This window comes from Arthrobacter sp. SPT-J7, from assembly GCF_059089965.1.
This window is the reverse complement of sequence record NZ_JBNHFF010000023.1, coordinates 1-14,049: the sequence shown is the minus strand read 5'-3', so window position 1 is coordinate 14,049 and position 14,049 is coordinate 1. Positions and strand designations below refer to the sequence as shown.

Sequence of the window (14,049 nt, the reverse complement as noted above, 5' to 3'; positions counted from 1 at the left end):
TTCCAGTGAGCCGCATCATTGCCGGGGCCGCCGGCGGTACGCCCTTGCATGCTGTTCCGGGTTCCCTGACCAGGCCCACCACGGACCGCGTGAAGGAAGCCCTGTTCTCAAGGCTGGACGCCTTTGACGTCATCAGCGGTGCGCGGGTCCTGGACCTTTACGCGGGTTCAGGTTCGCTGGGGGTGGAGAGCGGCAGCAGGGGTGCAGAGACCGTGGACCTGGTGGAATTCGATGCGAAGGCCAGTGCCGTCTGCCAGCGCAACGCGGACCTCATCAATGGTGTTTTGGGCCGCAAAGCCGTGACGGTCCACCGCTCGAAGGTAGAGCCTTTCCTGGAACGCGCCGCCGCCACGGCAACCTGGGACCTCGTGTTCCTGGACCCGCCCTATCCGCTGGAGGAGGTCGCGCTGTCCGCGGTGCTCGAAAAGCTCGCTGCCCACCTTTCGCCGGCGGCTGTAGTAGTGGTGGAACGGTCGTCCCGCTCCCCGGAGCCGGGCTGGCCCGGAGGCCTGGCACGGTTCGCGGAGAAAAAATACGGTGAGACCCGGCTGTGGTACGCAGAGCCTTTCGTACCGGACGCCATTGACCCGGGCGTCATTGATCAGGGCCTGGTGGACCAGGACGTGGTTGATCAGGACTAGGACGAAAGCGCGTCCAGGTCCATGCCGGCCAGGACTTTGGCGGGGTGCGGGCCGTGGGACACTAATGCTTCGGACCAGCCTTCCGGCCAGGGAGCCTGGGTGCCGGCCAGGACGATGTTGCCTGGGTAACGGCCCTCGAACATGCCTGCTTCGGCAAACGCCGCTACATCGCCCATCGCCTGCCGCATGGCCGCGACCTGGCTGCGGACAAGGGTGAGGCCCGGCTCGTCGCCCACATTGACAATCAGCAGCCCGCTCGGGGTAAGCCGTTCCCGCACCTCGCTGTAAAACTCCCTGCAGGCAAGGTGGGCCGGGGCCTCCGGTCCGGAGAAAATGTCGAGGATAACGACGTCGAACCGTAGTCCCGGTTCGAGTTCCGCAAGGGCCCCGCGGGCGTCTCCGATGACGGTGTGCAGGTCCGTCCCCTCCGGAAGGGGCAACTGGCGCAGGACGAAGTCCAGCAGTTCACGTTCCAGCTCCACTGCGTACTGGACGGAGCCCGGCCTGGTCGCCTGGATATAGCGGGCCAGGGTCAGTGCCCCTGCTCCCAGGTGCAGTGCTGTCACAGGCTGTCCGGGAGGTGCGGCCAGGTCCACCAGGTGGCCGATCCGCCGCAGGTACTCGTAAAAAATCTCGTCCGGCTGTGCCAGGTTCACATGTGATTGCTCGGCCCCGCCGATGCTGAGCACGTAACTGCCGTCGGTGAAGGCGTCCGGAGCGATGGTTGCGTGCTGTCCGGTGGTTCGGAGGAACCGTTCCGCCCGCCTGCCGTCCCCGGCCGCCATCAGAGCAGTCCGCTGAGGGTTGCCAGCCGGGCAGCCGCTTCCTCCAGGACGCCTATTTTCTTGCAGAACGCAAAACGAAGGAGGCTGCGCGTCCTCTCAGCACCTTCGGGGTGGCAGAAAACGGGGACCGGGATGGCGGCCACACCAACCAGGCCGGGGAGCCTGCGGGCCAGGTCCACCGAGTCATGGATGCCCAGCGGCGCGGTGTCCACGTTGACGAAGTACGTCCCCTGCGGTGCGAAAACGTCGAAACCGGCTGCCCGAAGGCCTCCGCTGAGAATGTCGCGCTTGTGCTTCAAGGTGGCCGCAATATTGGCGTAGAAGGCGTCCGGCAGGCCGAGCCCGCCGGCAATGGCTGACTGGAATGGCGTGCCCGAACTGTAGGTGAGGAACTGCTTGACCGTGCGCACAGCGGACACGAGCTCCTCGGGGCCCGTAAGCCAGCCAATCTTCCACCCGGTCAGGGAGAACGTCTTGCCGGCCGAGGAAATGGTGATGGTCCGGTCACCGGCTCCCGGCAGCGATGCTACCGGGATGTGGCGGTCGCCGAAGGTGAGATGTTCGTATACCTCGTCAGTGACGATCAAGCAGTCGTGCTTCCGGGCCAGCTCGACGACGCGCTGCAGCACCGGGCGCGGAAACACAGCGCCGGTGGGGTTATGGGGATTGTTCAGCAGCACGATCCGGGTCCGCTCGTTGAAGGCGGCCTCCAGCGCGGCAAAGTCCGGCATGAAGTCCGGAGCCAGCAGGGGAGCCGTCACGTGCGTGGCTCCGGACAGGCCGATGACTGCACCATAGGAATCGTAAAACGGCTCAAAGGTCAGTACCTCGTCACCTGGTCCTGCAAAAGCCAGCAGGGAGGCGGCGATACCCTCGGTGGCGCCGGTGGTAACAATCACTTCGGTCTGCGGATCGGGGGACAGGCCATAGAACCTTGCCTGGTGCGCAGCCACTGCTTCCCGGAGCTCCGGCACGCCCTTCCCCGGCGCGTACTGGTTCTGCCCGGATGCGATGGCTGCGCGGGCCGCTTCACGTATCTCCAGCGGCCCGTCCTCATCCGGGAAGCCCTGACCCAGATTTATGGCGCCGGTCTGCATCGCCAGGGTCGTCATTTCCTCGAAGATCGTGACTCCCAGCCCGCCGCGGGCCCCCAGGAGGTTGGCTCCGAGCGCGGTCCGCTGCCAGGGCGCGGTGGCCAAGGGGGTGAAAACTTCCTGTCGTGGATGCATCCAGTCATGGTATCCCGGCCTTTTCATGGGGTAGGTTCGGAGCATGAGACGAGCTGTCTGCCCCGGATCCTATGACCCCATCCATAACGGCCATCTCGAGGTTATTGCACGGGCTGCCGGCCTCTTTGATGAGGTCATCGTTGCGGTATCCACCAACCCGGCCAAGAAGTACAGGTTCAGCCTGGATGAGCGCCTTGAAATGGCCCGTGAGACCCTGGCCCTGCTGAAGGGCATCGTTGTGGAACCTGTGGGGGAAGGTCTCCTCGCCGAATATTGCCGGCAGCGCGGCGTCTCCGCGATCGTCAAGGGCCTTCGGTCCTCCTCGGACTTCGACTACGAGCTCCCCATGGCCACCATGAACCGCCAGCTCAGCGGAGTGGAAACGGTGTTTTTGCCCGCCGAGGCCCACTACGTCCATCTGTCCTCCACCCTGATTAAAGAGGTCGCGAGCCTGGGCGGCAGCGTTTCGGACTACGTGCCCAGGTCCGTGCACCGGAGGATGCTTGCGGGCGAGTTGGCTCCTGGACAGCAGCCAAGAGGGTAGGCTAGTCGGGTACTTCGGCGCCGCCGGTTACCTGGTTTGAGTCCCTGTGGCTCTTCAGGCTAAGATGGTACGTCGGTCATATGTTCAACAGGAGTTCTCATTAAACGAGATGCTGGTTCGCCCCTGGCGTTCGACGTCAAGGACCTCGGACGCAGTCCGGGAAGCATGCGGACACTGAAGGAACATGTACCCGCACCAAGTGATCTTGGTGTGGCGCTTATTGGTGTTCAGGAAGGCTCGGATATCGAGCTGGACCTGAGGCTTGAGGCCGTACACGAAGGAATTCTGGTATCAGGAACCGCGCTTGCCGAAGTAACCGGTGAATGCGGGCGATGCCTGGATCCCCTTGCGTATGACCTTGAGGTCAATGTGCAAGAACTTTTCTTCTATGAAGGCGCAGAGCTTTCGGACGAAGAAGATGATGAAGAGCAACGTCGAGTCGAGCACGATGTAATCGATCTTGAACCGGTGTTGCGGGACGCGGTTGTCACCAATCTGCCGTTCCAGCCGGTGTGCCGGGAAGACTGCCAGGGCCTTTGCTCCGAATGTGGAGTTCGCCTGGAAGACGAGCCGGGGCACCACCACGAGGTCTTGGATCCTCGCTGGGCTGCCCTAGCTGATATGGCTAAGCCTGACCGGCAAAATTGATTTGTACGTGTTTGTCTAGAGAGAAATGAGTTAGCCGTGGCTGTTCCCAAGCGGAAAATGTCTCGCTCGAATACCCGCGCCCGCCGCTCGCAGTGGAAGGCGACCGCCCCCCACCTGGTGAAGACCGTGGAGAACGGCCAGGTTACTTACAGCCTGCCGCACCAGGCAAAGGTCGTCACCGACTCGGCCGGCACCGCGCTGTTCCTTGAGTACAAGGGCCGCAAGGTCGCGGACGTCTAATCGGCCCCTCCGGCTGACATGATGTCTTCAACTGAAGAGCTTTTGAAGCGTCTCGGTGTCTCTATTGACGCCGGGACGCTTCGTCTTGCGCTCACACACCGTTCCTATGCCTACGAAAACGGCGGCATCCCTACTAATGAGCGGCTCGAATTCCTCGGGGACTCCATCCTTGGCTTCTCCGTGACGGACGCTCTGTACCGGGACAACCCGGACCTGCCCGAAGGCGACCTCGCGAAGCGGCGCTCCGCCGTGGTCAGCACCCGTGCCCTCGCCGGCATCGGGCGCAGCCTCGGCATTGGCGATTACATCTACCTCGGGCAGGGCGAAAAGCTCACCGAGGGCAAAAACAAGGCCTCAATCCTGGCGGACACCATGGAAGCGCTGATCGGTGCCACCTACGTGTCCAACGACATCGAGACCGCCCGCCAGTTGGTGATGCGGCTGATCGGGCCCCTGCTCAAGGACGCCGCTGCTCTGGGTGCAGGAACCGACTGGAAAACCAGCATCCAGGAACTCGCAGCAAGCCGCCAGCTCGGAACCATCCACTATGCCGTGGAGGGCTCCGGCCCGGACCACGCGCGGATTTTCGCGGCCGTCCTGCACATAGGCGGCAAGGCCTACGGCAGGGGCTCCGGCCACTCGAAAAAGGAAGCGGAGCAGGAAGCTGCTGCCGATGCCTGGCGGGTCCTCACCGGCAACGCCGGTTCCGTGCCGGCGGGCAGCAAGCCGGCCGGTTCGATCGCTGCCCAGTAGGCGACATGCCTGAACTTCCTGAAGTTGAGGTGGTCCGCCGCGGCCTGGTGAGCTGGGTCCGCGGCAGGACCATCGAACGCGTGGAAGTCCTGGACCAGCGCTCGATCCGCCGTCACGCACTGGGCACCGAAGATTTCATCGGAAACCTCGAAGGCGCAATTGTGGCCGACGTCGTGCGGCGGGGCAAGTTCCTCTGGATGCCGCTGCTGGATGCCTCTGCCGATCCTGGCGGGCCACTCCCGGGCGGTCCCGACCCCACCCAGAAGGTGGCGCTGATGGCCCATCTTGGCATGAGCGGCCAGCTGCTGATGCAGGATGGCAGCGTCCCGGACGAGAAACACCTTAAAGTACGGATCCGGCTGGGTTCGCGCGAAGGCATGCCGGAACAGTTGCGGTTCGTGGACCAGCGGATCTTCGGGGGCCTGTTCGTCACCGCTTTGGTTCCAACGGACGACGGCGGCCCGGGCGGCCTCGCAGAATCGCCCCTTCCGCTGATCGCGGAAGAAGCGGCCCACATCGCACGGGACCCCCTGGATCCGGCGTTCTCCTTCGACCTTTTCTATCGCCGCCTCCGCAAACGTAAAACTGGCCTGAAGCGGGCCTTGCTGGACCAGGGCCTGGTGTCCGGCATCGGAAACATCTACGCCGACGAGGCGTTGTGGCGCGCCCGCCTCCACTTCGCCCGGCCTACTGACAGCCTGCGCCGCGCCGACGCTGAAAGGGTTTTGGGCAGCGCGCGGGAGGTCATGCTGGATGCGCTGGCTGCGGGTGGCACCAGCTTCGACTCCCTGTACGTGAACGTCAACGGCGCCTCGGGATACTTTGACCGGTCCCTCAACGCCTATGGGCGGGAGGGGTTGCCGTGCAAGCGGTGCGCCGCGGCGGGAATTCAAACAACCATCCGCCGGGACCAGTTCATGAACCGTTCCTCACACACCTGCCCCGTGTGCCAGCCCCGTCCCCGCAACGGTCGCTGGTAACAGAAAGCCGGCTGGACGTCCCGGTGCCGTCGCGCAGGAGTAGTGGCCCGTCAATCCGGGCCATTTCGCCGGTAAGCAGTAGATTTGGTGCAGGGAAGCATCCGTCCCAGCCATCCAGGAGATCCAAAAGCCTTGCACCTCAAAAGCCTGACCGTCCGGGGGTTCAAGTCGTTTGCGTCCGCCACCACCTTCAATTTCGAACCTGGCGTTACCGCCGTAGTGGGCCCCAACGGCTCCGGCAAATCCAACGTGGTGGACGCCCTCGCCTGGGTCATGGGGGAGCAGGGGGCCAAAACCCTGCGCGGCGGCAAGATGGAAGACGTCATTTTCGCCGGAACATCCGGCCGGCCCCCACTCGGGCGGGCACACGTGTCGCTGACCATTGACAACACTGACGGTGCCCTGCCGATCGAGTACAGCGAAGTCACTATTTCGCGGACGCTCTTCCGGGCCGGCGGTTCCGAGTACGCCATCAATGGCGCGGGTTGCCGGTTGCTTGACATCCAAGAACTGCTGTCCGACTCAGGCCTGGGCCGCGAAATGCATGTAATTGTGGGCCAGGGCCAGCTGGACCGGGTCCTCCACGCCACCCCTGAGGACCGCCGGGGCTTCATTGAGGAAGCCGCCGGAATCCTCAAACACCGGCGCCGCAAGGAGCGGACAGTCCGCAAGCTGGAAGCCATGCAGGCCAACCTGCAGCGGCTCACCGACCTGACCGGCGAAATCAGGCGCCAGCTGACCCCGTTGGGTAAACAGGCGGAGGTGGCGCGGCGGGCCCAGCGCGTCCAGTTCGACGTCCGCGATGCCAGGGCGCGGCTTCTCGCTGATGACCTCGTCCAGCTCCAGGAAGCGCTGGAGCAGGACGTCGCGGACGAAGCCGCGCTCAAATCCCGGCGGGCCGCCGTCGAGCAGGAACTGGAAGCCGGGCGCCGGCAGCAGGCTGCCCTTGAGCAGTTGGCCGCGGAAGCAACCCCAACGCTGAACGCGGCAAGGGACACCTGGTACCGGCTGACAGCCTCGCGTGAACGGCTGCGTTCCCTCGGAACGTTGGCGCAGGAACGCACCCGCCTGCTCGGGTCCGCAGAGCCCCCGGCAGCTGGCCGCGATCCTGAGCAGCTGGAACGGCAGGCCGCACGGGTCCGCGGGGAACTTGCCGGGCTCGAACGTGACATCCTCGGTATGCGCAGTGGCCTTGAGGCCGCCAGCGCCGCGAAGGCGGAAGCAGAGGCAGCCGCACTGGCCGAGGACAAGCGGCTCACTGCGGTACTTCGGGCAGCCGCTGACCGGCGTGAAGGACTGGCACGGCTGGCCGGCCAGGTTGCTGCGGCGAGGTCACGGGTGGAATCCGCGCAAGCCGAGCTGGGCAGGCTCAGGGAATCCCAGGCTGCCGGGGCGGAACGGCATACCCGCGCCCAATCCGAGTTCACCGCGCTGGAAAACCAGGTAGCCGGCGTGGAAAAAGGGGAGGAATCCCTTGACGCCGATTATGAGGCCGCCAGCGAGGCACTCGATGCAGTGCTTCAAGAGATCTCCGGCTTCAAGGCGGCAGTCAGTGAGGGAATCCGCAAGCGTGATGCCTTGGTGGCGCGCCGCGACGCCCTTCAACTTGGGCTGAACCGGAAGGACGGGGCAGGGCACGTCCTCGACGCCGGACTGGCAGGGGTCCAGGGCACCCTTGCCGGAGAACTGGCGGTGGAACCGGGCTATGAAACGGCGATCGCCGCTGCCCTGGGGGAAGCCTCGGACGCTTTCCTCGTACAAAACCACGAGGCCGCCGCCGGTATGGTTCAACTCCTCAAGGACGACGACGCGGGCCGGGCATCTTTTCTGCTCCCTGCCGAGGGTGCAGCACACGGAGTGGGGGCGGATAATGCACCGCCCCTGCCGGAAGGGGCCCGCTGGGCAGCGGGCCTGGTGCAGGACGCCGGACACGCAGCCCCGGCTGTGTGGCACCTGCTCGCAGGCACCGCCGTCGTCACAGACGTCCGGGCGGCCGCAGCGCTGGTGTCCGCACGCCCCGGTATCACCGCGGTGACCCGGGAAGGGGACGTCTTCACGGCGGTTTCAGCCACGGGCGGCTCGGCGAAGGCGCCGTCGCTCCTTGAAATCCAAGCCGCCGTGGACGACGCCGAAAGCGGGGTTTCGTCCGTCACGGCCGAGCTGGAGCGGAACAGGTTCGCCCTGGCCGGGGCAGAGGCGCGGCGTGCGGAGGCCCAGGAACGCGCCGATGCTGCGCTCGACCGGCTGCACGAATCAGATGCCAGGCTGGCGGCCGTGGCGGAACGCCTTGGCCACCTCAACTCCGTACTCCGCAGCGCAGTGGGCGAAAGCGACCGGCTGGCGGCGTCGCTGGGTCGTGCCGAAGCGAACGTCACGGCCGAGCAGGAAGCGCTCGCCGCCGTCACGGCTCGGCTTGCGGCAGCCCAGGAGGCGCCCTTGGAACAGGAGCCCTCCAGCGAACACCGGGATGTCCTCGCCAAGGCCGCCTCCACAGCCCGTGCCGCCGAAGTGGAGGCGCGGCTGTCGCTGCGCAGCGCCGAAGAGCAATTAACAGCAACCCGGAACCGGGTTGATTCGCTGGAACGCGCCGCTGCCACCGAGCGCCGCGCCCGTGAGGAAGCAGCCGAACGGGCCCGCCGCCGCCGGGCCCAGGCGAAACGCGCTGCCGCGGTGGCCGCCGCAGTTGAACTGGCACTCCAGTACATGGATGTGTCCGTGGACCTGGCAAGGCACGAGCGCGACCTTGCTGAAGAGAACAGGGAACAGCGGGACAAGGAACTGCTGCACATCCGGAGCACGAATGACCTGTTCGCACGGGAACTTGCCGAGCTCACGGACAACGTCCACCGCGACGAACTCGCCCGCACCCGGCAACGGGCACGTATCGAAGCCCTGGAAAGCCGCTCCATCGATGAACTCGGGATAACCCCCGATGCCTTGCTGTCGGACTACGGGCCCCAGGTCCCAGTTCCGGTTCCTGCCGAAGAAAGCGGCGACAAGTGGGCAGCCCTGCGCGCCCCGGTGGATGCCGCCGGAGCAGACATCGTCGAGGGCAAGCCCTACGTCCGGGAGGAGCAGGAGAAACGGCTCCGCAAAGCAGAACGCGACCTCGCCAGCCTGGGCAGGGTCAACCCCTTGGCGCTGGAGGAATTCGCCGCGCTTGAGGAGCGCCATCAGTTCCTCAGCACGCAGCTGGAGGACCTGAAGGCCAGCCGGAAGGACCTGCTGGACATCATCAAGGAAGTGGATGACCGCGTCCAGCGGGTCTTCACGGAAGCCTTCGAGGACACCCAGGCGCAGTTCACCAGGGTCTTCGCCCGGTTGTTTCCCGGCGGAGAGGGAAGGCTTGTACTCACCGATCCGGGGGACATGCTCACCACCGGCATCGAAGTGGAAGCCCGCCCTGCCGGAAAGAAAATCAAGCGGCTTTCGCTCCTGTCCGGCGGTGAACGCTCCCTGACGGCGGTGGCCCTGCTGGTTGCGATCTTCAAGGCCCGGCCGTCGCCGTTCTATGTGATGGACGAGGTGGAAGCTGCGCTGGATGACACCAACCTGGGCCGCCTCATCACTATCTTCGAGGAACTCAGGGAGTCCAGCCAGCTCATCGTCATCACCCACCAGAAGCGGACCATGGAAGTGGCCGATGCGCTCTATGGCGTGACCATGAGGGGCGACGGCGTCTCCACGGTCATCAGCCAACGCTTGGGTGCCGAGGTGTAGGGGCTGCCCCCATGGGCTGCCCCGGGGCCGCCCGTAACGCCTGCTGCGTTATGAGAAGCTAGGGGAGTGAATGACATCCTCCCCATAATTTTGTCCATTGTTGCTGCCCTGGCGGTTATTGGCGGGCTGATTCCGGTCCTGCTCAAGACGCGGAAAAACATCACCCAGTACCCGGGCACGCGGGATGCGAACGACCCCATCCTGCCACGGAACGGGAGCACGGCGGTGGACGACAGTCCGGCCCCGGTTACCGACCGCCGGGTTACCGACAGTGTTGACCTGGAGGGGCTGGACACCACCACGGTGCCGGACGATGCAACTGGCCTTGAAGTCATACCGGTCGAGACGCCACTGCCCGTTGCCGGCCGCCTCATCCGCCTTCGCGAACGGCTGGTCCGCTCCAACAACATCATGGGCAAGGGCCTCCTGGCACTGCTTTCCAGCGACAAGATCGACGAAAACGTCTGGGACGAAGTTGAGGAAACCCTCCTCCTGGCCGACCTTGGCACCGAACCCACCATGCAGCTTGTGGACGCCCTGCGGGAGCGCGTCAAGGTGTTGGGCACCCGGACTCCTGAGCAGGTCAAAGTGCTGCTCCGGGAGGAACTCATCAGGCTTGTGGACCCCACCATGGACCGAACCCTGAACGTGCAGCGCCACGCTGACAAGCCGGCCGTCATGATGGTGGTAGGCGTGAACGGGGTGGGCAAGACCACCACCGTGGGCAAGCTTGCCCGCGTGCTGGTGGCGGAAGACAAGGACGTGCTCCTCGGCGCCGCGGACACGTTCCGTGCTGCAGCCGCCGAGCAGCTGGCCACGTGGGGCCAGCGGGTGGGCGTCCCCACCGTGAAGTCGGACATCGAGGGTGCCGATCCGGCGTCCGTTGCCTACGAAGCAGTGAAGGCCGGCATCGACCAGGAAGTCGACGTGGTGATGATCGACACGGCAGGCCGCCTTCAGAACAAGGTCGGCCTCATGGACGAACTCAGGAAGGTCAAGCGCGTGGTGGAGAAGCTGGCCGAGGTGGATGAGGTCCTCCTGGTGCTGGATGCAACCACCGGCCAGAACGGCCTGAACCAGGCACGCGTCTTCTCTGAAGTTGTCAACATCACCGGTATCGTCCTGACGAAGCTGGACGGCACGGCCAAGGGCGGCATCGTCGTCGCCATCCAAAAGACCCTCGGCGTGCCGGTCAAGCTCATTGGACTGGGCGAAGGCGCCGACGACCTTGCACCGTTCGAGGCTGAAGCGTTTGTGGACGCGCTGCTGAACTAGCGGCCGTCCGCGCTGCCCGCGCCTTTGCCGGCCCGAAGGGTCTCGCGGGTGCCCAGCCAGCTGCAGGCGGCAACCAGCAGGACGCCGCCGGTGACGCCAAAGGCCCAGCCATAGCCCAGGCGGTCAGCCAGCACGCCGGCCAGCACCGGCCCTACGATCGCCCCGACGTCGGACGTCATCTGGTACACCGCCAGAACCTTGCCGCCGGACCGCCCGTTGCCGATCACATCGGCGACGGCCGCCTGCTGGGCAGGTCCGAACAGCCCGGAGCCGACGCCGGCAAGCGCGGAGGCCGCCAGGAACCACGCCAGCTCACCGGCGAAGCCGATACCGGCCGTGGAAGCGGCAGCCACCAGCAGGCCCGAGATCATCATGGGCTTGCGCCCTATGCTGTCCGCCAGGCGGCCCGAGAAGGTCAGTGCCACGGCGTTGCCTGCGGCGAACACCGCCAAGGCCAGCCCTGCAGCTTCGGGCCCAGCGCCAAAGGCGGCAGCGGCAAACAGGGGAACGGTGGCCATGCGTACGCCGAAGCTGGCCCAGCCGTTGGCGAAGCTGGATAGCAGGGCAGCCCTGTACGGTCCTGTCGCCAGGGCCTCGCCGAGCTTCATCTCCGGCGCCCGCTGCTGTGCCTCCCCTGACCCGCGGCGCTGATGGCTGAGCTGCGTCTGGACCACAAGGGCGGCAACGATCAGGGCTGCGGCATAGGCCAGGAATGGGATCCGGAGGCCGAATCCAGCCAGCAGCCCGCCCACAATCGGCCCGCAGACATTGCCGATCAGGAACGCTGACGCGTACGCGCCGGACACCCTGCCCCGGCTCTCCGGCGGTGCCAACCGGATCACCAGGGCCATCGACGCCACGGTGAACATCACGGAACCTGCTCCGCCGAGCCCGCGGAAGAGCAGCAGCTGCCAGTAGTCCTGGGCGAACGCGCACGCTGCCGTGGATACTGCCACAATCAGCAGCCCGGCCACGTAGACAGGCCGTTCACCAAGCCGCCCTATGAGGCTGCCGCCTGCCGGGGCAAACACGAGCCGCATGAAGGCGAAAATGGCAACAATCACGGATGCCTCGGTGTTGCCCACCCCGAACGTGGTGGCGAACTGCGGCAATACCGGCGCAACCAGCCCGAATCCCAGCGCAATCAGGAACGCCGCGACGAGCATCACCTTGATATCGCGGGGAAGCCGCTCGCGCTGCGGGCGCAGGCGGGCCAGGATCCTTGAAGTGGCGCCGCTGCCGCGGGGTGGTGCCGTCATAATGGGCGAATCCTTGCAGTCTGGAGGGCCGGGGGCCTGCGGGAACGATGAAACACAACCGTAACAAGCACGATATGCACCATTTACTTCCTAGAGGTTGTTGTAACAGGCCGGCAATCTAAATCCTCCGTGGGCGAAACACGGCGCGGACAAACTCGTTACAGGACGCAAAAAGGCGTTGGCAGGCGGAGGACTCCGCAATATTCGACCAGAGAGGACGTGCACCATGGAACTTACCGCAGGTCACGTATGGATCATGGTGTCGGCAGCCCTCGTGCTGCTGATGACGCCGGGTCTGGCATTTTTCTACGGCGGCATGACCCGTGCCAAGGCCGCCCTGAACATGATGATGATGAGCTTCATCTCCATCGGCATGGTGGGCGTTGTCTGGGTCCTTTGGGGCTCCTCCATGAGCTCCGGTGATGGGTTCCTGCAGATCGTTGGCAACCCGTTCGCCACCTTCGGCCTCGAGGGTATCGACACTCCTGACGGAATGATCAAGGTCGGCTACGCTGCCACCTTCGCCATCATCACCGTCGCACTGATCAGCGGTGCCATCGCGGACCGGGCAAAGTTCGGCGCCTGGAGCGTCTTCGTCCCGGTCTGGGTCACCTTGGTTTACTGCCCTCTGGCCTACATGGTCTGGGGCGGCGGACTCTTCGGCCCTGAAGGCGCCGTGGGCCAGGCACTCGGCCCGGCCATCGACTTCGCCGGCGGCACCGTGGTCCACATCAACGCAGGCGTAGCCGCACTGGTACTCGTCCTCATCATCGGTAACCGCAAGGGCTTCGGCAAGGATCCCAACCACCGCCCGCACAACATCCCGTTTGTGATGCTTGGCGCAGCCATGCTGTGGTTCGGCTGGTTCGGTTTCAACGGCGGCGCCGCCACCACTGCTGAGCAGGGCGGCCTCATCTGGGTCAACACGCTCGCCGCACCTGCTGCCGCCATGCTCGGCTGGCTTGTCACCGAACGTATCCGCGACGGCCACCCCACCTCACTGGGTGCAGCCTCAGGTGTTGTCGCCGGCCTGGTGGCCATCACCCCCGCCTGCGCCAACGTCAGCCCGGTCGGCGCCCTCGGCCTCGGCGTCGTGGCCGGTGTGGCCTCTGCCCTCGCTGTTGGGCTGAAGTTCCGCTGGGGCTTCGATGACTCCCTTGACGTCGTCGGCGTTCACCTCGTCTCCGGCATCATCGGCACCGTGGCTCTGGGTTTCATCGCACTGCCCACGGACGGCGTGGGCGGCGGTCTCTTCTACGGCGGCGGCATGACCCAGATGTGGGCCCAGCTCGCAGCTGCCGGAATCGCCATCGCCTACTCGGCCATCCTCACGGCCATCATCGCCCTGGCCATCCACAAGACCATGGGCTTCCGGGTTTCGCAGGAACAGGAAACGGTGGGTGTGGACCTCAGCCTGCACGCCGAGACCGCCTACGAGTTCGGTGTTGGCGGACACGGTGGAAGCTTCCAGCCGCTGCACGACATGATTACGGGCAAGACCCAGCCGGAGGCTGCCGAGGCCACCGCGGATGCCCAGAAGACCGAATCAGCAACAGGCAAGGAAAGTGTGGGGGCATGAAACTGATCACCGCAATCGTCAGGCCGGAAAAGCTCGAAGCCATCCGGGAAGGACTGGAAGCCTACGGCGTACAGGGCCTGACGGTCAGCGCGGCCAGCGGCTACGGCCGGCAGCGCGGCTACACGGAGGTGTACCGCGGAGCCGAGTACAACGTGGACCTCCTGCCGAAGATCCGGGTGGAAGTCCTGGCAACCGACGAGCAGGCCGACGACATCCTGGATGTCATCATTGCCAGCTCAAACACCGGCCGGGCCGGGGACGGCAAAGTCTGGACCGTGGACGTCTTCGAGGCAGTGCGGGTCCGGACAGGGGAACGGGGAGTCGCCGCCATCTAGGCAGGCGGCAAGCAGGAAAACAGCCAGGAAGAGCGGGCGGGAAACCGGAAGGTTTCCCGCC

13 protein-coding genes are annotated in these 14,049 nt (G+C 65.3%); 10 read left to right on the top strand and 3 right to left on the bottom strand.

Annotated features, from left to right (window positions below):
- Nucleotides 1-5: 5 nt before the first annotated feature.
- Nucleotides 6-641 (top strand): 16S rRNA (guanine(966)-N(2))-methyltransferase RsmD, encoded by a 636-nt coding sequence (rsmD, locus tag AC5RWX_RS19030; RefSeq protein WP_494097889.1) that lies wholly within the window; start codon nucleotides 6-8, stop codon nucleotides 639-641.
- Here the strand turns inward: rsmD and AC5RWX_RS19025 are convergent.
- Together AC5RWX_RS19025 and AC5RWX_RS19020 are read right to left on the bottom strand one after the other, a co-directional pair.
- The gene (locus AC5RWX_RS19025) at nucleotides 638-1,426 is read right to left on the bottom strand and encodes a spermidine synthase (RefSeq protein WP_494097888.1); all 789 of its coding nucleotides are present in this window, start codon (nucleotides 1,424-1,426) and stop codon (nucleotides 638-640) included. The two genes, rsmD and AC5RWX_RS19025, sit on opposite strands and share 4 nt — an antisense overlap.
- Nucleotides 1,426-2,655, bottom strand: a complete 1,230-nt coding sequence (locus tag AC5RWX_RS19020) for an aminotransferase class I/II-fold pyridoxal phosphate-dependent enzyme (RefSeq protein ID WP_494097887.1) — start codon at nucleotides 2,653-2,655, stop codon at nucleotides 1,426-1,428. Before AC5RWX_RS19020 ends, AC5RWX_RS19025 begins: the two co-directional genes overlap by 1 nt.
- A gap of 43 nt (nucleotides 2,656-2,698) precedes the next feature.
- Here AC5RWX_RS19020 and coaD point away from each other — a divergent pair, with 43 nt between their 5' ends.
- The 7 genes from coaD (at nucleotide 2,699) to ftsY (ending at nucleotide 10,815) form a co-directional block, all read left to right on the top strand.
- Entirely contained in the window at nucleotides 2,699-3,199 is a 501-nt protein-coding gene (gene coaD, locus AC5RWX_RS19015) for a pantetheine-phosphate adenylyltransferase (protein WP_494097886.1), read from the top strand.
- A gap of 123 nt (nucleotides 3,200-3,322) precedes the next feature.
- Nucleotides 3,323-3,847: a YceD family protein gene (locus tag AC5RWX_RS19010; protein ID WP_458782138.1), complete on the top strand. Its 525-nt coding sequence runs from the start codon at nucleotides 3,323-3,325 to the stop codon at nucleotides 3,845-3,847.
- A 36-nt stretch (nucleotides 3,848-3,883) separates the two neighbouring features.
- Entirely contained in the window at nucleotides 3,884-4,087 is a 204-nt protein-coding gene (gene rpmF / locus AC5RWX_RS19005) for a 50S ribosomal protein L32 (protein ID WP_009356569.1), read from the top strand.
- 21 nt (nucleotides 4,088-4,108) lie between these two features.
- Nucleotides 4,109-4,840 (top strand): ribonuclease III, encoded by a 732-nt coding sequence (gene rnc / locus AC5RWX_RS19000; RefSeq protein WP_494097885.1) that lies wholly within the window; start codon nucleotides 4,109-4,111, stop codon nucleotides 4,838-4,840.
- Nucleotides 4,841-4,845: 5 nt separating this feature from the next.
- Nucleotides 4,846-5,820: a bifunctional DNA-formamidopyrimidine glycosylase/DNA-(apurinic or apyrimidinic site) lyase gene (gene mutM / locus AC5RWX_RS18995; protein WP_494097884.1), complete on the top strand. Its 975-nt coding sequence runs from the start codon at nucleotides 4,846-4,848 to the stop codon at nucleotides 5,818-5,820.
- A 132-nt stretch (nucleotides 5,821-5,952) separates the two neighbouring features.
- The gene (gene smc, locus AC5RWX_RS18990; RefSeq protein ID WP_494097883.1) at nucleotides 5,953-9,540 is read left to right on the top strand and encodes a chromosome segregation protein SMC; all 3,588 of its coding nucleotides are present in this window, start codon (nucleotides 5,953-5,955) and stop codon (nucleotides 9,538-9,540) included.
- A gap of 66 nt (nucleotides 9,541-9,606) precedes the next feature.
- The gene (ftsY, locus tag AC5RWX_RS18985; RefSeq protein WP_494097882.1) at nucleotides 9,607-10,815 is read left to right on the top strand and encodes a signal recognition particle-docking protein FtsY; all 1,209 of its coding nucleotides are present in this window, start codon (nucleotides 9,607-9,609) and stop codon (nucleotides 10,813-10,815) included.
- Here ftsY and AC5RWX_RS18980 read toward each other — a convergent pair.
- The gene (locus AC5RWX_RS18980; RefSeq protein WP_494097881.1) at nucleotides 10,812-12,074 is read right to left on the bottom strand and encodes an MFS transporter; all 1,263 of its coding nucleotides are present in this window, start codon (nucleotides 12,072-12,074) and stop codon (nucleotides 10,812-10,814) included. The two genes, ftsY and AC5RWX_RS18980, sit on opposite strands and share 4 nt — an antisense overlap.
- Nucleotides 12,075-12,300: 226 nt before the next feature.
- Here AC5RWX_RS18980 and AC5RWX_RS18975 point away from each other — a divergent pair, with 226 nt between their 5' ends.
- Complete coding sequence (locus tag AC5RWX_RS18975) at nucleotides 12,301-13,653, top strand: ammonium transporter (protein WP_494097880.1); 1,353 nt, start codon at nucleotides 12,301-12,303, stop codon at nucleotides 13,651-13,653.
- Nucleotides 13,650-13,988, top strand: a complete 339-nt coding sequence (locus tag AC5RWX_RS18970) for a P-II family nitrogen regulator (RefSeq protein ID WP_255768384.1) — start codon at nucleotides 13,650-13,652, stop codon at nucleotides 13,986-13,988. The genes AC5RWX_RS18975 and AC5RWX_RS18970 overlap by 4 nt, the downstream gene beginning before the upstream one ends.
- The last annotated feature ends 61 nt before the right edge of the window (nucleotides 13,989-14,049 follow it).